The organism is Psychrobacter okhotskensis, assembly GCF_965638355.1.
GTDB classification, from domain to species: Bacteria; Pseudomonadota; Gammaproteobacteria; order Pseudomonadales; family Moraxellaceae; genus Psychrobacter; species Psychrobacter okhotskensis.
Map to the genome: position 1 here is coordinate 2431895 of NZ_OZ281822.1, position 22001 is coordinate 2453895.

The 22001-nt window shown below is 43.7% G+C and carries 17 protein-coding genes and 2 tRNA genes; 8 read left to right on the forward strand and 11 right to left on the reverse strand.

Annotation, left to right across the window (positions count from 1 at the left end):
- Nucleotides 1-66 precede the first annotated feature (66 nt).
- Complete coding sequence (locus tag ACSUPM_RS10060) at nt 67-1617, forward strand: Dyp-type peroxidase (RefSeq protein WP_436879899.1); 1551 nt, start codon at nt 67-69, stop codon at nt 1615-1617.
- 158 nt (nt 1618-1775) lie between these two features.
- Nucleotides 1776-2924, forward strand: coding sequence for a catalase family protein (locus ACSUPM_RS10065; protein ID WP_436879900.1), 1149 nt, complete (start codon nt 1776-1778; stop codon nt 2922-2924).
- Nucleotides 2925-3182: 258 nt separating this feature from the next.
- Here the strand turns inward: ACSUPM_RS10065 and ACSUPM_RS10070 are convergent, their stop codons facing one another.
- The 8 genes from ACSUPM_RS10070 to ACSUPM_RS10105 form a co-directional block, all read right to left on the reverse strand.
- On the reverse strand, nt 3183-4331 hold the full coding sequence (locus tag ACSUPM_RS10070; RefSeq protein WP_201615805.1) for a flavin monoamine oxidase family protein: 1149 nt from the start codon (nt 4329-4331) through the stop codon (nt 3183-3185).
- Between the two features lie 26 nt (nt 4332-4357).
- Entirely contained in the window at nt 4358-4780 is a 423-nt protein-coding gene (locus ACSUPM_RS10075; RefSeq protein ID WP_201615806.1) for a tetratricopeptide repeat protein, read from the reverse strand.
- A gap of 312 nt (nt 4781-5092) precedes the next feature.
- Nucleotides 5093-5581, reverse strand: coding sequence for a M48 metallopeptidase family protein (locus ACSUPM_RS10080; RefSeq protein ID WP_025650600.1), 489 nt, complete (start codon nt 5579-5581; stop codon nt 5093-5095).
- Nucleotides 5582-5770: 189 nt separating this feature from the next.
- Nucleotides 5771-7816 carry a choline BCCT transporter BetT gene (betT, locus tag ACSUPM_RS10085; protein ID WP_436879901.1) on the reverse strand — a complete coding sequence of 682 codons (2046 nt, stop codon included), beginning with the start codon at nt 7814-7816 and terminating at the stop codon, nt 5771-5773.
- Between the two features lie 260 nt (nt 7817-8076).
- Nucleotides 8077-9774, reverse strand: a complete 1698-nt coding sequence (betA, locus tag ACSUPM_RS10090; protein WP_436879902.1) for a choline dehydrogenase — start codon at nt 9772-9774, stop codon at nt 8077-8079.
- Nucleotides 9775-9828: 54 nt separating this feature from the next.
- The gene (betB, locus tag ACSUPM_RS10095; protein WP_227687584.1) at nt 9829-11361 is read right to left on the reverse strand and encodes a betaine-aldehyde dehydrogenase; all 1533 of its coding nucleotides are present in this window, start codon (nt 11359-11361) and stop codon (nt 9829-9831) included.
- Between the two features lie 141 nt (nt 11362-11502).
- Nucleotides 11503-12087, reverse strand: a complete 585-nt coding sequence (locus ACSUPM_RS10100; protein WP_240990809.1) for a TetR/AcrR family transcriptional regulator — start codon at nt 12085-12087, stop codon at nt 11503-11505.
- A 19-nt stretch (nt 12088-12106) separates the two neighbouring features.
- The gene (locus ACSUPM_RS10105; protein WP_201576642.1) at nt 12107-12451 is read right to left on the reverse strand and encodes a DMT family transporter; all 345 of its coding nucleotides are present in this window, start codon (nt 12449-12451) and stop codon (nt 12107-12109) included.
- 540 nt (nt 12452-12991) lie between these two features.
- On the opposite strand from ACSUPM_RS10105, the gene ACSUPM_RS10110 reads away from it, so the two are divergent.
- From ACSUPM_RS10110 to ACSUPM_RS10120, 3 genes are all read left to right on the forward strand, one after another.
- A tRNA-Asn gene (locus tag ACSUPM_RS10110) sits at nt 12992-13067 on the forward strand.
- A 181-nt stretch (nt 13068-13248) separates the two neighbouring features.
- The gene (locus tag ACSUPM_RS10115; RefSeq protein WP_025650606.1) at nt 13249-13578 is read left to right on the forward strand and encodes a hypothetical protein; all 330 of its coding nucleotides are present in this window, start codon (nt 13249-13251) and stop codon (nt 13576-13578) included.
- A gap of 222 nt (nt 13579-13800) precedes the next feature.
- Entirely contained in the window at nt 13801-14553 is a 753-nt protein-coding gene (locus ACSUPM_RS10120; RefSeq protein WP_427646306.1) for a hypothetical protein, read from the forward strand.
- 76 nt (nt 14554-14629) lie between these two features.
- On the opposite strand, the gene ACSUPM_RS10125 is transcribed toward ACSUPM_RS10120, so the two are convergent.
- The 3 genes from ACSUPM_RS10125 to ACSUPM_RS10135 form a co-directional block, all read right to left on the reverse strand.
- Nucleotides 14630-14720, reverse strand: a tRNA-Ser gene (locus ACSUPM_RS10125).
- A 155-nt stretch (nt 14721-14875) separates the two neighbouring features.
- Complete coding sequence (locus ACSUPM_RS10130) at nt 14876-16060, reverse strand: type I glyceraldehyde-3-phosphate dehydrogenase (protein ID WP_436879903.1); 1185 nt, start codon at nt 16058-16060, stop codon at nt 14876-14878.
- Nucleotides 16061-16261: 201 nt separating this feature from the next.
- Entirely contained in the window at nt 16262-18190 is a 1929-nt protein-coding gene (locus tag ACSUPM_RS10135; protein WP_436879904.1) for an AAA family ATPase, read from the reverse strand.
- 341 nt (nt 18191-18531) lie between these two features.
- Between ACSUPM_RS10135 and exaC the strand changes: the two genes are divergently transcribed.
- The 3 genes from exaC to ACSUPM_RS10150 all read left to right on the forward strand — a co-directional run bounded on the left by exaC (nt 18532) and on the right by ACSUPM_RS10150 (nt 21853).
- On the forward strand, nt 18532-20058 hold the full coding sequence (exaC, locus tag ACSUPM_RS10140; RefSeq protein WP_025650610.1) for an acetaldehyde dehydrogenase ExaC: 1527 nt from the start codon (nt 18532-18534) through the stop codon (nt 20056-20058).
- A gap of 96 nt (nt 20059-20154) precedes the next feature.
- Nucleotides 20155-21183 (forward strand): alcohol dehydrogenase AdhP, encoded by a 1029-nt coding sequence (gene adhP / locus ACSUPM_RS10145; RefSeq protein WP_025650611.1) that lies wholly within the window; start codon nt 20155-20157, stop codon nt 21181-21183.
- Between the two features lie 343 nt (nt 21184-21526).
- Nucleotides 21527-21853: a DUF779 domain-containing protein gene (locus tag ACSUPM_RS10150; protein ID WP_025650612.1), complete on the forward strand. Its 327-nt coding sequence runs from the start codon at nt 21527-21529 to the stop codon at nt 21851-21853.
- The last annotated feature ends 148 nt before the right edge of the window (nt 21854-22001 follow it).

Genomic DNA, 22001 nt, shown 5'->3' on the forward strand with positions numbered 1-22001 from the left:
CTTAAAAAACGTCTAATTTTCAATAACTTTGTATTGTAGAAGAATCCTTTAAAAGTAGGCTTACCTATGAGTAATATTAATAATAAAAAACCACTAACAGAGTTGACCAATAAGTTGCATGACTTAAAAGATGAGTTTGGCAATCGTATTGAAGACAGTAAATTCGATTCGTGGCTCCAAACTATTAAAGAAGACGTTGGCGATAATATTGAGATGTTTGCCCGTAAAGCGCGCGGCGTATTCAATCCCAATCTGGTCGATATGCAGCTAGAAGACATTCAATCTCTTATTTTGCGTGAGCGCCCTAGCCCTTATTTCGGTACAGTTATCGCCGTCAAAGTCAATAATGCCGCCGTTGGACGACAAATGCTTGCCCAAGTTTTGCCCGATGTGACGGGCAGCAAAGAGTGGCATAAAGACATGCAAGCGACACTGTCTATCGTTATGACTTATGAGGGGCTAGAAGCATTGGGTGTGCCGCAATCCTCCTTAGAGAGTTTTCCTGATTCCTTTAAAGCAGGTATGGCGAATCGTGCCGATAAGTTGCGCGATACCGATGGCAATGATCCTGAAAACTGGATGGCACCTTTTGGTGATAAAGGGGATATCCATGTTTGCGCTGCAATCATTGCCGATAGCAAAGAAAAATGGCAAGCAAAACTTGCTGAACTAAAAGAAAACATGCAAACGCATATCGACTATGAGCATCCTGCCAACGGTGATATCGAAATCCTCATGGAACACGATTTTGGTTCTGACAACAATGTCAAAAATGTCTTTGGCTATCGTGATGGTATCAGTAATCCAGAGATTAAAGGCAGTGGTATCCAAACGCCGCCGAGTAGCACGAACGAAGCCATCGCAGCGGGTGAGTTTGTCTTGGGTTATGAAGGAGAAGCTGGCACGATTCCACCGATGCCGCAGCCAGAGATCTTGGGCAAAAATGGCTCGTTTATGGTACTACGTGCTTATAATAGCCATGTTGCTGCCTTCAATAAATTCCGCAAAGATAACACCGATAGCGAGGAAGAAGCTGAGCTTTTAGGCGCAAAAATGTGGGGACGCTGGCGTTCTGGTGCGCCCCTCGACTTGTCCCCTGATCATGATGACGAAGCGTTGGGAGACGATGCAAGCCGTAACAATGACTTCGGCTATAAAGACGATCCCTACGGTAAAAAATGTCCCTTCGGTGCTCATGCGCGGCGCATGAACCCAAGAGACAGTAAGGACTTTATTTTATCTGATGTACGTATCCACCGTATTGTCAGACGTAGCGTCGGCTTTGGCGAAGTATTACCGCCTGATGTGACCGAAGACGATGGCAAAGAGCGCGGCTTATTTTTTATTGGTATCAATGCTCATGCGATGGAAACGGTTGAATTCTTACAATCACAGTGGATTAACGACGGCAATTTTATGAGCCTAGGAGAAGAAAAAGATCCAATGATAGGCTTGCATCAGGGTGATAAAGACAGCGACGCTGATACTTTTACTGTGCCTGCTGACCCTATTCGTCAGCGCTATCATGGCATCGAAACCTTTAATACCTTGTATGGTGGTGAATACTTATTTATTCCAAGTTTGTCAGCCCTGAAATGGATTAGCGAGCTGTCGTAATAGGATAATAATCCTACAGGTTTAGTACATTCTATCACTTATTAACATACTACAATTGTTCGCCCTTTAAATAAAAGCTATAAACTTGTTATCACTTTATCTTTCGTTGCTATTCAACCATTTCAACACCCCAACTATTATAATAAATAGGAAAAACCATGTTAAAGAAAATCTTCAAAACCAAGTATATTCCCTATAACCCAAAACACATTGAACTTACAGCAGAAGATGAACGCAATATTCGTACTATCACTGACGATATAAAAAGTTATATTACTCGTAGCGATAAGGTCAGTGATGTTAATTACCATACACGCGATGCTCATGCCAAAGGCTACTGTGCCTTAAAAGCTAAGTTTGAGATTTTGGATAATATCCCAAAAGAATATGCACAAGGTCTGTATGCCAAATCAGGCATTCATGATGCGGTGATTCGTTTCTCTAATGGCGCCTCGCGCGTTTCACCTGACCGTAAATTAGGTTTAGCGCAAGGATTGGCGATTAAAGTTTTTGACGTACCGGGTGAGAAGCTAGCACCAGGTGAAGAAGATAGTACGACTTTTGATTTTAACTTGATCAATCATCCGGTGTTCTTTTGTAATAGAATCGAAGATTATGCCTATATCTCTAAGCTTTTTTTAGAGCTACCAGAGTATGCTGAAAAAGGCGCGAGAGGTAAAGCGAAACTGGCATTTAACTGGCTGACCAACTACGGCTCAAGCCTACCAAGCAAAGAATCATTTAAAACGTTTAAAGCGCTTGGCGGTTTTACGACGATTGAACCAAAAAATACTTTGTTATATGATTTTCACTCGCAAGGTGTGGTACGTCATGGCGATTATATGGCCAAAATAAGAGTCACGCCAACAGCAGCATCTACTAAGAAGATAACTCGCCGTGATTTAGATGTTAACGCAAGCCAAGAAGCGATTCGTCCATTGATCATCGAAGAGATACGTGAGCATGATTATCAGTTTGACGTCCAGATTCAGCTTTGCCGTAACCTGAAAAAGCAACCCATTGAAGAGATTACGACTGAATGGAAAGAGTCTGACGCGCCCTTTGTGACGGTCGCAACATTGACGATTCCGTGTCAAGATGTGCCAGATGATGGCAATTTTGAGATTATGGAAAATTTATCCTTTACACCGTTTCGCTGCTTAGCAGAAAATCGTCCTATTGGTAATCTACAACAGTCGCGCCTCAAAGCTTATCAGATCGCGTCGGAGACTCGTCATAAACTTAATGATGTCAAACGCCAAGAGCCTAAGAGCTTAAAGCAGACTTTTGATAAATCGTTCTTTTAAGTTTTAGATGCTTTTAAGAACGAGAGTCTGAACACGTTATGATTATTATAATGGCATCAAATAGTTAACCAGAAAAATCGGTCTTTTATAGACCGATTTCTTAATAAGGTTGGGTTATTTTTTTAGTGTCTAGGGTCTGTTGAACATTCAAATGTGGCACTGGCAGTGGTTATTTTTTAGACAATACGCAGTGAAATTTTTGACGCCTAGTCATTCTAGGTTAGATAATTTCGCCATGTATTGGCAAATAATTGCAGACTACAATATAACATCAAGCAAAGTTTGTACCGCCCTATTTGCTGCGTCGATAGCACCAGCGATATAACCAGGAAATGCTTCTGACCATTCACTTGCGCTGCCCGTTATACCATCTTGCCATATGCCTGTTTTTGGCTTGGCAGTAGGTGCTACGGCATGCTGATCTGTGCCACTGGCATCAGCAGGTATTGCAGTCAATGGGTCTTGCGCCCAATCTTTTAGATATTCAGCCGTTGGTGTCTCTGCCTGCACCCCAAATAGACGTACCAGCTGCGCTCGGCAATGGGCTTTCAGCTCTGTTTCAGAGACGCTTTGGCGAACATGAGCAGGAACCCCAAAGAAGCCAAATAATGCCCCATCGCCCTCTAGCAAGGACGCATCATGAATCTCAGTAAGCGGTCCTACTGCACTGCGCGCTGAACCCGATAGTCCTTGATTCCGCCAAAATGGTGAATCATAAACCGCCACATATTTGGCATGTGGCGCCATCCACGTCGCAGTCTCTTGCCATTCATTTGCTACATCTAGCGGTAAAGCAGGTTCAAATATGATATTACTGACCGCCAAGCGAGGCGGTAGCGCAAGCAACACATGCTGCGCTCGATAAGTAGTTATTTGACCATTTGTCATGTGTTCAGAGCTGCATTCGCTCTCTATTTTGATATAGTGATCAGTCTTGGTTAAGCGCCTTGCTATCTGTCGCGTTACGATACGCTTGGCATCTAAGCGCGCGTATAAAGCATCAGTTAGAGCCGTCATTCCACCCACGAGGCGCATAGATGGTGGCGAACTCTGATAGCCTTGAGTACGGCTAGGTAACTCATTGGCAGCACGCTCAACCATCATGTCGCCGTCTTCGAACTGAGCAAAACGCGGTAAATTCAATGTTTCGATAAGACGACTTAACTGCGGCTGATAATCTGGCCAAAACCATGATGGCCCTAAGTCGAAGCCATCGTTTGATTTTTCATTATCGACACTTTGACTACTAGCATTCTGATCTACTGATGATTTCGCAATAGCGATGCGCCCGCCCACTCTATCACGTGCCTCAAGCAATATATAATCGATGCCTCGTTGCTCTAATAAAAATGCCGCATATAGACCACTTAAGCCACCGCCAACAATCACAATAGGTAGGTTTTGCATAACAAATCATTCCTGCTCAATAAAGATTATTCAGCCAATAACTTGGTCAGCAGCTCGTCTATCTCAACCTTAAACTCTTTATCTTCAATCTTATTGGCAGTGATTTTGGCATTTTGCAGACTTTGAATAGCCGCTTCTTTGTTACTTGTCTCAAGCTGTAGCACCGCCATAGAAAAAGCAATCGACGACAGATGATCTTTCGAATTGATCGCCGTGGCTTTGGTTAGTGCTTTGTCATAAAGGACCAGTGCTTCGTCCAAATCTTCTGTAAAGTCAGCAAGCGTTTCCCACTGCTCTGGATGGTCTTTGTCTGTGTTTTCGTTATCAGTACAGATGGCCTTTAGCTCAGCATAAAACGCATCAAATTTTTCTTGATTACCGATACGATCAGCCTCTAGTAACTCTTCTGCCAATTTATAAATAGATTTATATATTTTGGTATTGATCATTGCTTACAACCTTTTATTGACTTGGGGTATAAATTATTTGGTTAGGATTATAACGTAATTCTAGGGCGTGTCCTCATTTTAAAAATGGTGATAAAAATGAGATAAATTGCAGTCAAACAAGGAAAATAGCGCAGATAATATCGGGATATTAACCAGCTATTTAACGATGTTTGGCAAAATTTAGCCATTTTTAGCCCGTTTAGATATGATCAATTGAATTGAGGACACGCCCTAGCGGCTCAGATGATTGCCACAGAAAAGGACACGATATTTATATGGCTGTTATTAAGATTACTATGAACGTTATTAGGGCTACAACTCTCGCCAGTGCAACCAAAGCCGCGTATCTAGCTCAAACTGGTGATATTCAGGCTCCATATGGCAGCATAATTGATAAAACGCTTTGTTATGCTCATGCTCTTTAAAATGTGCCAACTCATGCACAACAATCATGCGCAAAAACTCAGGCGGCGCTTCTTGAAATAAGCTCGCCACGGTGATGCTATTATGCGATTTCAGCTTACTGCCCTGTACGCGAGACTGAGTGGTATGAATACCCAGCGCATGTTTTAAGACTTTTAATTTACTGCTATAACTGACATTCGATAACGGGCCAACTTTGCGCATATATTGGTTTTTTATCTCATTGATATACTGATAAAGTGCTTTATCGCTTTGTACTTGGTGCTGAATAGGATACTTTTTTGCTAGATAAGCGCCCAGTTTACCTTCACTAATGAGTAACGCGGCTTGGGTTTGAATTTGCTCAGAATAATGAGCGATGTACTTTAATGTGGTCACAAATTTATCCTTTGCTGGTACTTCAAATTTTGTCTGTCTAGATTTTACCCTATATCTACTATCTGCCTATCATTGGTTCATAAATAAACCCCATAAGTTGAATCCAACTTATGGGGTTATCTCTTACAATACTTTTATTTAGAACCTACTACGTATAGATAGTTTTATACGCGATTGCCAATGAATCCATTAACGCTCTAAATGTAGATACTGCAAATGACGCTCGTACTGATTTAAGATATCGACCAATACTTGCTCTTTAGAGTAGCCCACCAAGTCATACTCTTGCGAGCCTTCGCTTAAGAACACTTCGGCACGATAATAGTACTCTGCATTCTTAGTTGAGGTGCTCAATGTGAAGTTAGGACGCTCAGCTTTGATCAAATTAACTTCATAAATAAAGTCATCTTCATCGCCATGTCCAACACGCAATTTGAGACCATCTATTTGACCGCTACTCTCGTCCATACCCTCATCTATATCTTGCCCGATATGTTCAGGGTTACGGATATCCAAAGACGTCTTTAAACCACCTGCGGCAAATTCTTTTTCAACTTCCGTCATGGCAGGTCTGACCACATTTTGTAAAAACCGTTCAACTTGTGCATGTTTAGGGAAGCTGACAATACGTTGCAAGCGAGCTTTCCAGCTCTTACCGCTATCGAGCACGTTAGCCGTACCAATCGTACTGGCTTTGCGCTTATTGCCCTCTTCTTTTAATGATCTCCACATCGCCACCATATAAAGGACTAAAATAAGCGAGAATGGCAAACCGGCAATCACAGATACTGACTGTAATGAGGCAAAACCACCAGCAAACAATAAGCCTAAGGTAATAAGACCGGTCGCTGCTGCCCAAAATAAGCGTAACCAAACTGGTGCGTCGGTATCATTGGTCATGCCTCTTGAGCTTAGGTTCGCCAATACTAAAGCGCCTGAGTCAGCTGAAGTCACAAAGAATACTAACCCAATCACAACACCGGCAAATGATAGCACTTCGCTGTAAGGAAAGTACTCAAACAAGGCAAACATACCCATCGCTGCATCATTAACAGCGATTTCGCCAAGCTCGGTTGCACCATTGGCGACCAAATCTATCGCTGAATTACCAAAGATAGAGAACCATGCAAAAATGAAACCAAGTGGGATAAACATCACGCCAAACACAAACTCACGCAAGGTACGACCACGGCTAATACGCGCGATAAACAAACCTACAAATGGCGCCCAAGCGACCCACCATGCCCAGAAAAATATCGTCCAACCTGACTTCCAGTCAGCGCCAGCTTTACCATCATAAGCATAAACATCAAAAGTTTTGAAAACGATGGTTTGGAAGTATTGACCAATATTTTGGGTAAAGGTATTCAGCAAATAAACTGTGTTACCCATCACCAATATCGCGATTAATAGCAATATCGACGATAGCATGTTGAATTCGGATAAACGGCGGACGCCTCTTTCCACACCAGTCATCGCAGAGATCGCTGCGGCAGCGACCACACCTATGATGATAAAGGTTTGAACCATTTTGCTGGATTCAATCCCAAACACATGAGTCAAACCCGCATTGGCTTGCAATACACCAATACCCAAACTGGTCGCGATACCCATCAAGGTACAAACCACACCAAAGGTATCGATACCATCACCAAGCCAGCCTTTAATTAAGCGCTCGCCAAAGATAGGCGTCAGTGGTGAACGCAAAGCTAATGGCATGTTTTTGCGATAAGCAAAGTACGCCAATGCCATCCCGATTAGCGCATAAATGCCCCAGCCATGTAGACCCCAATGTAAAAAGGTTTGCGCAAGTGCTTCACGCATGGCCGCCTCACTGGCAGGCTCGAGCCCCGTATGCGGCGTTAGATAATGCATCAACGGCTCAGACGCACCAAAGAACAATAAATCAATGCCGATACCAGCAGAGAACAGCATCGCCGCCCACGCTAGAAAGGGAAACTGAGCTTTTTCATGATCTTGACCAAGCTTGATATCACCATACTTGGAGAAGCCAACAAATAACGCAAATATACTATAAGCGGCAACTACCAACATGTAATACCAGCCAAAACTCTCTGATACCCATGCCATACTTGAGCTTAATAATGCCTCACTATAATCTGGAAATGCAATTGTCCAGATTATTAATAAAATAGAAATAATAGCTGAACCTAAAAAAACCGTCTTATTTAGAGTCAGGGGTTTCGTCGCATCTTTTGATGGCGAGCTGTACATAAAAGACCTCAATAGGTAAATTAAACAGGGTCTGATATTGCTTTGTCCGTCATAACCTTATGACTGATAACCGCATGACATATAAATAACCGCATGACGCACAAAGCAGTACCAATCAATAACAATTTGCTACCTTTAAACTGTTAGAAAAATAGCAAAGCAAACGATAAACAGAGGCAGCTATAAAGGCTTCATCTGCTTAACATTAGCGCGGATAAAAAAGACCTTTATGTAAAAAGGCCTTCTTATTAATATTTAATTTAAACAGAACCATAAGCACGCATCGGCTCAGCTCTCAATGGTGCACCATTGGCCGTATAATAGTCCGCTGTTGAGCGTGGCAGCTGTACACCGCGCATCTTATCGGCGATTTTTTCTGCCAACATAATAGTCGTCGCGTTAAGATTACCACTAATTATATTTGGCATGATAGACGCATCAACGACTCGCAAGCCACTAATACCGTGCACTAGCCCTTCGCCATTGACGACCGAATCATTACCTTCGCCCATTGGACAAGTACAAGAAGGATGATAAGCCGTCTCACTATGGTTACGGACATATTCATCTAACTGCGCATCGGTCACTAGATCATCGGTCGGCGCAATAGCACGTCCACGATAAGGGTCAAGCGCTGGCTGATGCATAATCTCACGAGTGATGCGCATGGCAGCACGGAACTCTTGCCAGTCTTGGTCATGAGACATATAGTTAAATAAGATACTTGGATGCGCGCTTGGGTCTTTTGAGGTCAGCTTGACACGACCACGACTTGGCGAGCGCAATGAACCGACATGCGCTTGGAAGCTATGTGATTTGACCGCGCTACGACCATCATAACGCACTGCTAACGGCAAGAAATGATACTGAATATTAGGATGCGTAAATTTCTCATCGGTACGGATAAAGCCGCCACCTTCAAACTGATTTGAAGCACCAAGCCCTGTGCCATTAAATAGCCATTCCGCACCAATCGCTGGCTTGTTCCACCATTTATTGGCAGGTGCAATTGAGACCGGTAGCTTACATTCATACTGCATATACAGCTCTAAATGGTCTTGTAGATTATTACCGACACCCGGCAAATCTAAAATCTCAGTCACGTCCAAATCTTTAAGCCATTGACCAGGACCAATGCCAGAGCGCTGCAACAGTTGCGGTGTGGCAATCGCGCCCGATGAAACAATCACTTCACGAGATGCGTAAAAGTTTTTAGTTTGACCTTGATGTTCTACTTTGACACCGACAGCACGCTTGCCATCGAACAAAATCACATCAGTCAATGCACCAGTCAAAATCGTGATATTGCTACGCGGCTTGGCACGGTCAAGATAACCGCGAGCCGTTGATGCGCGGCGACCATTGGGCGTCACAAAGCGATCCATTGGCCCAAAGCCTTCTTGCTGATAGCCATTTAGATCATCAGTGCTTGGATAGCCAGCTTGTACGCCCGCTTCAATCATCGCTTCAAACAGCGGATTGACTCCTGGCTTTGAAGTGGTCATCTCAACCGGACCACCGACGCCATGATAATCATTCTCGCCAGCGTCGCAGTTTTCTAGCTTTTTAAAGTAAGGCAGACAGTCTGAATAGGTCCAATCTTCTAAGCCTTTAATTTTCGCCCAATCGTCAAAATCGAGCGCATTGCCACGGATATAGCACATACCATTAATCAACGATGAGCCACCAAGCCCTTTACCGCGACCGCAGTCCATCACACGATTATTCATATTCGGCTCGGGATCGGTTTTGTATCCCCAGTTATAAGTGGTGCCTTGCAACGGCATCGCGAGCGCCGCTGGCATCTGGGTGCGAAAGTCTAAGCGATGGTCTGGACGACCCGCTTCTAACAGCAACACCTTAATGTTGGCATCTTCGGTCAAACGCGTAGCCAGCACATTTCCTGCTGAGCCTGCGCCAACAATGATGTAGTCATACTCAGGTGTGGTTGTTGTCATAAAATGCTCCATAATATAGTCTGTTTAAAATAAGAATTAATAAAATACAATTTATTAAAATACAGACTCAAACGCGCCCAACTCTACTTGAATAGATTTGGTCTGTGTATAGTGCTCAAGGGCTTCAATGCCATTCTCACGGCCAATACCCGAATGCTTATAACCGCCAACTGGCATTTGTGCAGGTGATTCACCCCAAGTATTTAACCAGCAAATACCGGCTTCAATCTGACCGATCACTCGATGTGCGCGAGTCAAATCAGCGGTTACCACCCCTGCTGCCAAGCCGTACTCGGTATCATTGGCACGGCGAATGACTTCTTCTTCGGTCTCATAAGTCAATATCGACATCACTGGGCCAAAGATTTCCTCACGTACAATAGTCATATCATCGCTGCAATCGGTAAACACCGTCGGGGCGACAAACGCGCCATTGGCAAGTTCGCCTGACGTGATACGTTCGCCGCCAGTCAATAGACGCGCGCCACCCTTTTTACCTTGCTCGATATAGCCAAGCACTCTGTCCATGTGCGTAAAGCTGACCATTGGACCCATATTGATGTTCTCATCCATTGGATCGCCCAATTTGATACGATTGGCGCGCGTTAAAATAGCCTCTTCAAATTTGGCTTGTAGCGCTTTAGGAATAAATACACGCGTGCCATTGGTACAGACCTGACCACTGCTATAGAAGTTCGCCATCATCGCAATGTCAGCAGCGGTATCGATATCGGCATCTTCAAATATGATTAATGGCGACTTACCACCAAGCTCTAAGGTCACGTCTTTAAGAGACGATGATGCTGCACTCGACATGACTTTTTTACCAGTCGGCACACCGCCAGTAAACGATACTTTGGCAATATCAGGATGCTGGGTTAATGCTTCGCCAACTTCGTAATTACCCTGCACGACGTTAAAGACGCCATCTGGCAAACCCGCTTCGGTAAATATTTCTGCCAGTTTTAAGGCGGTTAATGGCGTGACTTCTGATGGTTTAAAAATCATCGCATTACCTGCGGCCAACGCAGGACCCGCCTTCCACATAGCGATTTGGATAGGATAGTTCCATGCGCCAATTCCGGCTACCACGCCGAGTGGTTCCTGACGGGTATAGACAAAGCTGCTATCACGCAGCGGAATCTGACGACCTTCAATCATTGGCGCAAGCCCTGCATAGTACTCAACGACATCAGCACCAGTGACGATATCGACATACTTGGTCTCAGAGTAAGCTTTACCCGTGTCTTTGGTCTCAAGTAACGCCAGCACATCGTTGCGTTCGCGTAGTATGGCTACTGCATTTAACAAAATACGACTACGCTCAACTGCCGTCATCGCTGCCCAAACTTTTTGACCTTTTTGCGCCGCTTTTACCGCTTCGTCTATCTGCTCATCGGTCGTTTGCTGAATAGTGGCGAGCACTTCACCCGTCGCTGGATTAATATCTTCAAAAGTAGTCAGCGTTTCATCGACAGCCAGATAGCGACCGTTAATATAAGCGGTTTGTACTTGTTCTAAATCGATAATGTCTGTTAAGTTACTTAGATTTGGGTTCGGATTTGGGTTTGTCTTTGAATCTGTCATGAGTTCTCCTGTCGACGACTGGCAACAGCTTTATAAAAAGCGCTTATACCAAATAATTTCGTCATTGTTTAAGTTTTAAAAAATAAAATTTACGTGGTTCTTTCTTAAGGTTTTTTTAATGAGTTATTTGAGAGCTATGTTTTAATCATTCTCAGGTTGCGTCATCTTTATCAAACGCGCGCGTAATGATTTTTTGTCCGATATATTAATTCCTGAAAAATCAGAAAGCCAAATACCATCAGCGACCAAACGCACCATACATAGCGTTTCAGTATTATCGGTTGCTTTATGCTTTTCCAATTGCTCATTCGACCACGCAGCCCACAACTCACGCAGCTCGCTATCACCCAGCATCAATACATACAAAGTGGCTTGATTATCAAACTCTTCCTGCCCTTTTTCGCCCAAGCTAATCGTGGCATCGATATAAGCGCGGGTGAAAGAACCATAACGCACAGGGTCTTGCGCCATAGCTTGATTGACTTCTGCCTCAAACTTCGCCATCGCATCATGAAACACTTCAAGAATGAGCGCATTCTTAGTAGCAAAGTGATGCATCACGCCACCTTTGGTCACCCCGACTGCATCAGCAACGGCTTGAAAGGTCACTTTAGACAGCCCCTGCTCTAACGTGATTCGTGCCGCTTGATCTAGCAGTGCACGGCGCACCATTTCTGGCTGTTTTTTACGTTTATAAGGGTTTTCTGTTTCCATCTTTATTTCCATGTTTGTTTTCACCTACCTGTCAGTGCGCCACAGAGTTAGACAGTAAGTTCATTACAATGACACCGCCGACAATCATCGCAATGCCTACCACCGCTGCGGTATCGAGATTTTGCTTAAAAAACAGCAAGCCCACGAGCGAGGTCAAAACAATGCCCAATCCGCCCCACAGCGCATAAGCGATACCAAGCGGAATGGTTTTGAGAGTTTGGGTCAACAAGTAAAACGAGATAGCATAAAGCACGCCCATAATCAGGGTCGGCACCAAACGCGTAAACTGCTCTGACTTTACTAAAAATGTCGTGCCAATCACTTCACAAATGATAGCAATGGCTAGGTAGCCGTAAGCAATAGTGGTAGGACTCATAGTTAAGATACCTGCTTCAAATCATGCATATCTTCTCGATTAAGCATAAGTTAGTCTGCATAAATAGTTTGAGTATGCATTAAAGAAACCATACGGTCGGTATTGTATAGAAATAATTTAGCAATGTGAAGGGCTGGTTTATGCTATTTTGTTTCATTGCATACAAACGATTGTCTTATTATTCAAAATACTAAGTCGAAAATCTACACGATTTATCTGATTAAATTGCAATTATGATTTTATAATCATTCTGCATAGATAAGGATTTCAGCTATTTTTAGCTCATTTAGCATGACTATTGAGTGAATTGAAGACACGCCCTAGCCAATAAATAAAAATTGTAAAGGTCAAAATGTGCCAAAGCAGTTCGTTTTATCAGGGATTACCGGTTATTTTTGACAGATTACGACAATATTTATAATTAATGGCGTAATAAGGTTGACAGCCTATAACTACTTGGCTAAAATGTGCTCCTCTTAACGCAAACAAGCAATGCTTTTTAGCATCATGTTTGTTGAACTTGTCGTTATGACCGCTTATTCTCCAATAGCTCAGTTGGTAGAGCAACGGACTGTTAATCCGTGTGTCCCTGGTTCGAGCCCAGGTTGGAGAGCCATATACTAAAAACCTTCATCATTATTTGATGAGGGTTTTTTTATGTTGCCCGTTTTATGGTAATAATATTAGCACTGCCGTGGTGTTCTTTTGGGCGTTTTTGTTGTATGGTAAGGATAGTTTGATTGAGTCAGTTTTCGTCTGAGTGCTTTACTCCTACTCACTAAAAGTAATGGTTTATTATGATACCTGTACGTATAAAAAATAAGTTTTCTGATCATCCGCAAAAAATCATGCGTCCGGTCAGTATTCGCTTGTCTGAAGAAATGATTGAGCTGTTAGAAGCGACCTCATCGGAGTTGGGATTTAAACGTATCCAAGGACTGATTCGTCTATATATTCGTCAAGGTCTAGACCGTGACCATCAAGATTATACCTTAGCGCATGACGAAGTATTTATCGAGACCTTGCGTAAGCGCGGTGTCAGTCAACGCATCATCGATGAAGCCATTGTGGTAACCCATAATAACAATATCACTCACCCATTGTCTGAGCTGCAAAACGACGACTAAGCGCGTGACTCTTAACCGTTAAAGTTTACTGATTTCCAAAAAAAGACTGAGTCTGCTCAATAGCGCTCAGTCTTTTTTTGGCTTTGATAAATCCCTATTTTTCTGTCTGTGAATTTGAATACAGTCATTAGCCATAATTCAACACAAAAGACAATTAAACGAGGTATATTAATAATAGTCATTATTCATTGTTATTCATTATGGCCGACAAGGAGGTACACAATGAGTGAGTTACATCAGTATTTCAGCAAAGCCTTTTTATGCACTTGGCTATTAGCACTGCCTTTAACACTGTCTTTAACATTGCCACTCGCTGGGTGCTCAGCGCCGCAAGCGGATCCCAGTAAAAAAACCATTCCGACCAACTCTGACCAATGGCAAAAGAAACTTGGAGCGACTTTTGAGGAGCTACCAAAGTCCGACCAACAACTGCTGAGCCGCTATATGCTACGTATGAAGTTGAGCGGCGCTTATGAATCAGGTGCTATGCCGCGTATTACTATCAAGCAAGCGCTGATACAACAACGTGAATACGAGCGCTTACATCCCAATAATCCAACTGGTAAAAAAAGTCCTATTATTAAAAGTCAGCAAGCTGCATCAGCCAATGCACAGAACTATCCGGTTGCCCTATTACCTGTCAAAACCAGTGATAGCGACAGCTTAAACCAAGTAAAACTACAATTTATGCTCTCAAATCATGGCAAGGTTGCTATTCAAAGTTTCAAAGGCACATTGACCATGCAAGATGCAAAACTGGAAAAAGGTAAACGCTTCAACATACCGCTCACACAATTCGAGCCAGCTATAAAGCCTGAACAATCTGGCAAGATAATTATCGAGAGTAGTATTGAGGACATCAACGTCATGCGCGCTATCAGAAACGCCCACGACGTGACGATAAATATTAGCGAAGGCATGCTAGTTTTAGAAGACGGACAACGAGTTGAATTTGATGAGTCATTAATGAAGTAAATGAACTCATTCAAGCTGCTAAAAAACATCTATAAAAAAAGCCCCAATCAATTACTGATTGGGGCTTTTTCGAATTTGGCGGAGACGGAGAGATTCGAACTCTCGAAGGGCTATGAACCCTTGTCGGTTTTCAAGACCGGTGCATTCAACCGCTCTGCCACGTCTCCATTGGTGCATCATTATATAGATATCATCTCATAATGCAAGCGATTCATATTAAAAAAATGAAATTAATTTGCCGATGGTTTTAAATCAATGACTTACCGTTTGCTCGCAACTTTTTAATCAGCTTTTCAGCTTAACCTATTCACTTGAGGCCGTATTATTTACTCGAAGCTAAATGTAAGCACATATCAAGCAACCTGTTGGCATAGCCCCATTCGTTATCATACCACGCAAAAACTTTATACTGATTACCCACGTGCATAAGCTGTTGCCCGTCAATGATGAGCGACTCTGTTTGATGAATAAAGTCACTTGAGACCAATGGCTCATCGGTATAGGCCATGATGTCGAGCAAATGACCCTTGCTCGCCGCTTTAAGCACGTCTCGAACTGCTTCTATACTGACATCAGGGATATCAAAGACAAAAGTGACATCAATAGCGGCAACATCAATGGTTGGCACTCTGATTGAGTGGCCGTTTATTTTGCCGACCATCGCTGGCAATACGCGCTCAGTGGCTGCGATACTACTGGAAGTCGTAGGAATAATATTGTGGCCAGAGGCTCGCGCGCGCCTTGGGTCTCGATGCGCTTGATCGAGCACGGTCTGATCAGCGGTGACGGCATGAATCTCAGTCATCATCGCTGACTTAACGCCGAACACTTTATCAAGGGTAGCAATCAGCGGCACCAATGCCTGCGTGGTACAAGAGACGCTCGATATAATCGGCAGCTCACGCGTGAGCTCCTCGGTATTGACGCCCATAACGATACAAGCATCGACATCATCGAAGGGTGCAGCACTGATAATGACTTGCTGAGCGCCCGCCTCAATATGCAGCTTCGCTTGCTCATAAGAGCGAAAGTGCCCTGTACATTCTAGCACTACATCCACGCCTAACTCCTGCCACGGTAGGTTTTTTGGATCGGGCTCTGAGAGCATCTTAATACAGTACGTTAAATTGTTCTTCGTCAGACACAGCTGAGTGTCGTTATTAATAATGGTGCTGCTATCATCTTTACTAGCATTGACGTCACTCATCACAAGATCAGCGCTAACACCCAATCTGGTTAGACGACCATGGGTACTATCGAATTTTAGCAAATGCAGCAGAATATCAGGCGGTGCCAAATCATTAATTGCCACCACATGAATGGCTCGGCCTAACACCTCAAAGCGCTCTATCAATGCACGCAGCACATTGCGCCCTATACGACCAAAACCATTGATAGCGACCCTCAGTGGCTGTGTGTGCTCGCCAGTGGCATGAAACGTCGCTGCTACTGCGTCAGACGTCAATTGATAGGTGGCGCTAGAAAAATTAGGCGTAACATCAGACATAAAAGGGTATCGCTATAAAGGAAGGTATATAAGTTAAGCGCTGCACATTCAATGCTCTAGAAAAACCAACATATTCATACGTATGATGATTGGTTTTAATATATGACTTAATAAATAAATGACTTAATAAATAAATGGCTGAATCAATAAATGGCTGAATCAATAAATTGTTTAATAACTTGAATATTGGCTAATTGCTCGCTATGGCGTGATAAAAATCAGAGCCAAACGAATGGTATTGTAATCGATGCTTTGCTTAAGATGGTCAAAGATTGGGCGCAGCTTAATGCTGCCATCATCATTAAAGTCGTTTGGATTGTTAGCGACTTTAATCGCCACATAAGCGTTGCCTACTGCTGTCATCACCTCATCATCTGGACGTAAATGATCACAGGCGAGGCTTGGGTCTTGAGATTTTAACTCACCGATATGGCGCATAATGGTCGATTGCGACAACTGACGCGCTTGCGAGATTTCCGCAATTGACAAACTCTCTTCTAATAAGATTCGGGTCGCTAGCAAGGTGCTTTCTGACTTATCAGAGATTTGATTGCCCAGCTTCTGCTTCTTGTCTTGCTGCGCTTGCTGTTGCTCGCGGCGTTTTTTCTGCAGGTTGGCATAAGCATCAATCACCGACTTGCTCAAAGTTCCACCTGATTTTAAAATAAACTTCTCATGTGCTTGCGTCATGCTTTCTTCATCGAGCATGGCGTAATTGGCATCAGCCTCGTCAGATAACACCAAAAACCGTTTGTCCGCGCCACGTGCCAATGGATCGAGTTGCAAGCTCATGTCATTCATACCAAGCAGTTGCAATCCCGCCAGCGACTTTAGCCGTGATAATGCCACATAGCCTTGCCCAAGCTCAAAGGTGCGCGACAAGTCGATTTCTGCAGCATCTAAAGTCATACCTTGTGATTTATGAATGGTAATTGCCCAAGCTAAGCATAATGGCACTTGCTCATAGCTTGCCAGCACGTCACCAGTCTCGTCTTCAATCATCCATTCTTCCGGCTCGGCGATGACTTCACGACCAGAATTGAGCCTAACTACAGGCATTTTTTGCGTGGTGGCTTTCTTCTCCTTTACCTTTTCTTTATCCTTTTTTGCCACGCTTTTTTTATTTTTAGTAGCCTCTTCATCACTGTCAGCACTAGTGTCATCGTCTGCAATTAACGCCTCGCTGCTGTCCTTGCTATCATCAGCCTTAACAGCGGCAAAGCCTGTCAATTCACCCATAGTGCCGTTAGAGACGCCAAGCTCGGTATTATTTTTGATAAACATTACCTTAGCACCAACTTTGAGAATAAGCTCATCTTGAGTACGTACCGTTTTCTTCAAGGTCTCAACCAGCTTACTGTCACCAGTAGATGTGGCTTCAAAGCGCATCATCTCGCCATCTAATGCGGCAAGTTCTTTATCATTGATGCTATTAACGTTGAGATTATGGGTGTAGAGACGGGTACGTTTGATATCGACGTTTTGATCAAAGGTGGCCTCTAAAGCAGCAATCGCCTCAAAAGTCACTTCTTGACGGCGAATTTGATTGAGGATATCGTCCAAATCAAGTCCGCCATTCGCCGCTTCGCTTACTTGACGATGTTGCTCAGACAAGTAGCAAATATGGAACTTAGCATCAAGCCATGCTTCAGACATAAAGGCAAACTTTTCACGGTTGGTCTCGCCCTTGCTACCAATCGGCGGCAGCTGGAAAAAGTCGCCCGCAACGACGACTTGAATACCACCAAACGCTGCATCATTTTTGCGTACATGCTTAAGCACTTGGCTGACCAAATTAATCTGCTTGGCGTGCAGCATCGATATCTCATCGATAATCAATACCGCAGTATCTTTTAATCTATCTGCCAAAAACTGCTTGCGCGATAGATTGCTTAAATCACGATCAGTCAGCTCATCCTTGATACCAATGCCCGACCAACTATGAATGGTCGTACCGTTCATGTGCGTGGCAGCAATCCCAGTACTGGCAGTGACCGCCACTGGCACACGGCGTGCGCGTAGATAATCGATGTATTGATTGAGTGTATAGGTCTTACCTGAACCTGCTGAGCCAGTCAAAAAGACATTTTGACCTGTTTTTAGGATATCAAGAGCAGAAGATTGACGCATATATTCAAACCAACCAATAACTTAGAAGAAAAAGAAAAGAGAGCAGCCATCAGCAATTTTATAAATGCCGTAGCCTAAAATATTGGCAATAATTATAACAGCTACATCCACTTTACGAACCCTTTTAACTGACACATTTTCCATAACTAAATTTTATGAGTTAATTCATTAGCTATTATTAAATGTGAGTATAAATCTGCTCAAAATTTGAGTAGTATGAAGTGAGAACTTGATCAGGAAGATTCGGTGGCGATGAGATAAGCATTTATTTTACACGATGATGTAATAAATAATTGCTTATATATGACTTGCCTCATACATAAAACAACAAGGAGCAGTTAATGTTATATCCCTATCCAAACACAGAAAAAAGCCAAGTCCAATTCCGCGAAAAATATGACAACTTTATCAATGGTGAATGGGTTGCACCTGTTGATGGGGAATACTTTGACAACACCAGTCCCATAGATGGCAAAGTCATTTGCCAAGTTGCCCGCTCAAAAGAAGCTGACATCGAAAAAGCCCTAGATGCGGCTCACGCTGCCAAAGATGCGTGGGGCAAAACCAGCGTGACAGAACGCGCCAATATCCTCCTCAAAATCGCTGACAAAATGGAAGCCAATCTTGAGTCTATCGCCATTGCTGAATGTTATGAAAACGGCAAACCGGTGCGTGAGACACTCGCAGCAGACATCCCGCTAGCCGTTGACCATTTCCGTTATTTCGCCAGTGCCATTCGCGCTCAAGAAGGCGGCATCAGCCAAATCGATGACGATACCGTTGCCTATCATTTCCATGAGCCACTAGGCGTTGTTGGTCAGATTATCCCTTGGAACTTCCCTATCCTAATGGCCGTGTGGAAACTGGCTCCTGCGCTTGCTGCGGGTAACTGTGTGGTTCTCAAACCTGCTGAGCAAACCCCTGCCTCTATTCTCTATATGTTAGAGATTATCGGTGCGGCTGACCTGTTACCTAAAGGCGTATTAAACGTCGTCAATGGCTTTGGTGTCGAAGCTGGTAAGCCGTTAGCTTCTAACCCTCGTATCAATAAAGTGGCCTTTACGGGTGAGACCACAACCGGTCGCCTCATCATGCAGTATGCCAGTGAAAACATCATTCCTGTGACCTTGGAGCTGGGCGGTAAGAGTCCAAACATCTTCTTCGCTGATATCATGGATGAAGACGATGACTTCTTGGACAAAGCGGTTGAAGGCCTAGTGATGTTTGCGCTGAACCAAGGTGAAGTCTGTACCTGCCCATCACGTGCACTGGTACATGAGAGTATCTATGATGAATTTATCAAACGCTGTATCGCCCGTGTTGAAGCCATCAAAATGGGCAATCCATTAGATACGGAGACGATGATTGGGGCACAAGCAAGCTCAGATCAATTAGAGAAGATCCTATCTTATCTAGATATCGGTAAACAAGAAGGCGCTAAAGTATTGGTCGGTGGCGAGAGAGCCACACACGACGGTGATCTGGGTGATGGCTATTACGTGCAGCCGACTATCTTTGAGGGCACTAATGACATGCGCGTGTTCCAAGAGGAAATCTTTGGACCGGTGCTTGCGGTAACGACTTTTAAAGATGACGAAGATGCGATGAGAATTGCCAACGATACGTTATATGGTCTGGGTGCTGGTATTTGGACGCGTAGTGTACATAAGGCATATCGCTTCGGACGTGGTATTCAGGCGGGTCGCGTATGGACGAACTGCTATCACATCTATCCGTCGCATTCTGCATTCGGTGGTTATAAACAGTCTGGTATCGGCCGTGAAAACCATTTGATGATGCTTGATCATTATCAACAAACCAAGAACATGCTGGTGTCTTACGATCCTAAAAAAATGGGGTTCTTTTAAGCCCCAGTTCGAAGCACTTTGCAATCGAGGTTGCAAAGTGTGTTAGGTACATTCACAGATTATTTTTATGCAGAAAATCTAACAAGGAAGAACTATATGAGCAATAAGATGAAAGCCGCCGTATTACATGAGTTTAATCAACCATTACAGATCGAAGAAGTTGATATTCCAACGCCAGGCGCGGGTGAAATCGTTGTCAAGATGCAAGCCTCCGGTGTCTGTCATACCGACTTGCATGCCATTGAAGGCGATTGGCCCGTCAAACCAAGTCCGCCATTTATCCCTGGACATGAAGGCGTTGGCCTGATTACTGCCGTTGGCGCAGGTGTGACCCATGTAAAAGAAGGCGACCGCGTTGGTGTGCCTTGGCTCTACTCTGCTTGTGGTCACTGTACCCATTGTTTAGGCGGCTGGGAAACCTTATGCGAGCGTCAACAAAACGCAGGCTATTCAGTCAATGGTAGCTTTTCAGAATACGTACTGGCCAATGCCAACTACGTCGGTATCATCCCTGAAAGTGTTGACTCGATAGAAATTGCACCCGTTTTATGCGCAGGCGTCACCGTGTACAAAGGTCTAAAAATGACCGATACCAAGCCTGGTGATTGGGTCGTTATTTCTGGTATCGGTGGTCTTGGTCATATGGCAGTACAATACGCCATTGCCATGGGACTCAACGTTGCGGCAGTCGATATCGATGACGAAAAGCTCGCATTTGCCAAAAAACTAGGCGCGACCATTACCGTTAATGCAAAAAATACCGATCCTGGCGAGTATCTAAAAGAAGAAATTGGCGGTGCCCATGGTGTGCTAGTAACAGCCGTATCTGCTATCGCGTTCGATCAAGCGTTAAGCATGGTTCGACGTGGTGGCACGGTGGTCTTTAACGGCTTACCAACCGGTGACTTCCCTGTCTCTATTTTTGATACGGTGCTCAACGGTATTACCATTCGTGGCTCCATCGTTGGTACGCGACTCGACTTACAAGAGTCGCTGGACATGGCAGCAGCAGGCAAGGTAAAAGCCACCGTTACCGCGGAGCCGTTAGAGAACATCAACGATATCTTTGAGCGTATGCGTAACGGCAAAATCGAAGGTCGCATTGTGATTGACTACAGTATGTAGTTATAGTTTATTCAGTTTAAAAGAGAGACAAGGCAACCGAGCGCAGATGTATATGTGATACCTCAAGTGAGGTTAACGCTGTAACTCTTTTATAGAGGATTGACTATATTGCTTGTGAGATTTTGATATTGTCTTAATGCTTCACACATTTAATCACAAACCATCAGTCGTATCGTTTTCATTCACATGCTATAAGTGATGTGAGTGAAAACGATACGGCTTTTTATATTCTCGCCCAATATGGGTATGAGGTTTATGCTTAATAAGACTCCTATACTTAATAAGACACTCGTACTTAATGAGACGTCTTCTACAATCATATTTTAATGATAAGGAAATCATTATGAACGTTACAGCGACAGAATCCTGCGTAGACTTGATTGAGCTACTTAAATCCAAGCACGGTGAACTGATGTTTCATCAGTCTGGTGGCTGCTGCGATGGTAGCTCGCCTATGTGTTACCCGCTAGGTGAGTTTAAGGTAGGCGGCCAAGATGTATTGGTCGGTGAGATTGCTGGTTGTCCATTTTATATGGGCAAAGCGCAGCACAAATTATGGCAAAATACGGATTTGACCATTGACGTGGTGGACGGGCGTGGCGCCAGTTTTTCGTTAGAAATACCAGAAGGTAAGCGCTTTATCGTACGTTCAAAAGTTTGCTCAATATAAATATGCTAATCGATAACACGCCCTAGGTAACATCACAGAACTTATCAATAGGCTCCTAGTGATAGTCTATTTTCTCTATCTACACGCTCTAGTCATTTTTATTTTATTATTCTGGCAAAATAATAGATACTGTAAAGCATAGCTTACT

Coding starts and splice junctions, on each gene's coding strand:
- ACSUPM_RS10060 (WP_436879899.1), top strand. CDS start 67: ATGAGTAATATTAATAATAAAAAACCACTAACAGAGTTGACCAATAAG.
- ACSUPM_RS10065 (WP_436879900.1), top strand. CDS start 1,776: ATGTTAAAGAAAATCTTCAAAACCAAGTATATTCCCTATAACCCAAAA.
- ACSUPM_RS10070 (WP_201615805.1), bottom strand. CDS start 4,331: ATGCAAAACCTACCTATTGTGATTGTTGGCGGTGGCTTAAGTGGTCTA.
- ACSUPM_RS10075 (WP_201615806.1), bottom strand. CDS start 4,780: ATGATCAATACCAAAATATATAAATCTATTTATAAATTGGCAGAAGAG.
- betT (WP_436879901.1), bottom strand. CDS start 7,816: ATGTACAGCTCGCCATCAAAAGATGCGACGAAACCCCTGACTCTAAAT.
- betA (WP_436879902.1), bottom strand. CDS start 9,774: ATGACAACAACCACACCTGAGTATGACTACATCATTGTTGGCGCAGGC.
- betB (WP_227687584.1), bottom strand. CDS start 11,361: ATGACAGATTCAAAGACAAACCCAAATCCGAACCCAAATCTAAGTAAC.
- ACSUPM_RS10100 (WP_240990809.1), bottom strand. CDS start 12,087: ATGGAAATAAAGATGGAAACAGAAAACCCTTATAAACGTAAAAAACAG.
- ACSUPM_RS10105 (WP_201576642.1), bottom strand. CDS start 12,451: ATGAGTCCTACCACTATTGCTTACGGCTACCTAGCCATTGCTATCATT.
- ACSUPM_RS10115 (WP_025650606.1), top strand. CDS start 13,249: ATGATACCTGTACGTATAAAAAATAAGTTTTCTGATCATCCGCAAAAA.
- ACSUPM_RS10120 (WP_427646306.1), top strand. CDS start 13,801: ATGAGTGAGTTACATCAGTATTTCAGCAAAGCCTTTTTATGCACTTGG.
- ACSUPM_RS10130 (WP_436879903.1), bottom strand. CDS start 16,060: ATGTCTGATGTTACGCCTAATTTTTCTAGCGCCACCTATCAATTGACG.
- ACSUPM_RS10135 (WP_436879904.1), bottom strand. CDS start 18,190: ATGCGTCAATCTTCTGCTCTTGATATCCTAAAAACAGGTCAAAATGTC.
- exaC (WP_025650610.1), top strand. CDS start 18,532: ATGTTATATCCCTATCCAAACACAGAAAAAAGCCAAGTCCAATTCCGC.
- adhP (WP_025650611.1), top strand. CDS start 20,155: ATGAGCAATAAGATGAAAGCCGCCGTATTACATGAGTTTAATCAACCA.
- ACSUPM_RS10150 (WP_025650612.1), top strand. CDS start 21,527: ATGAACGTTACAGCGACAGAATCCTGCGTAGACTTGATTGAGCTACTT.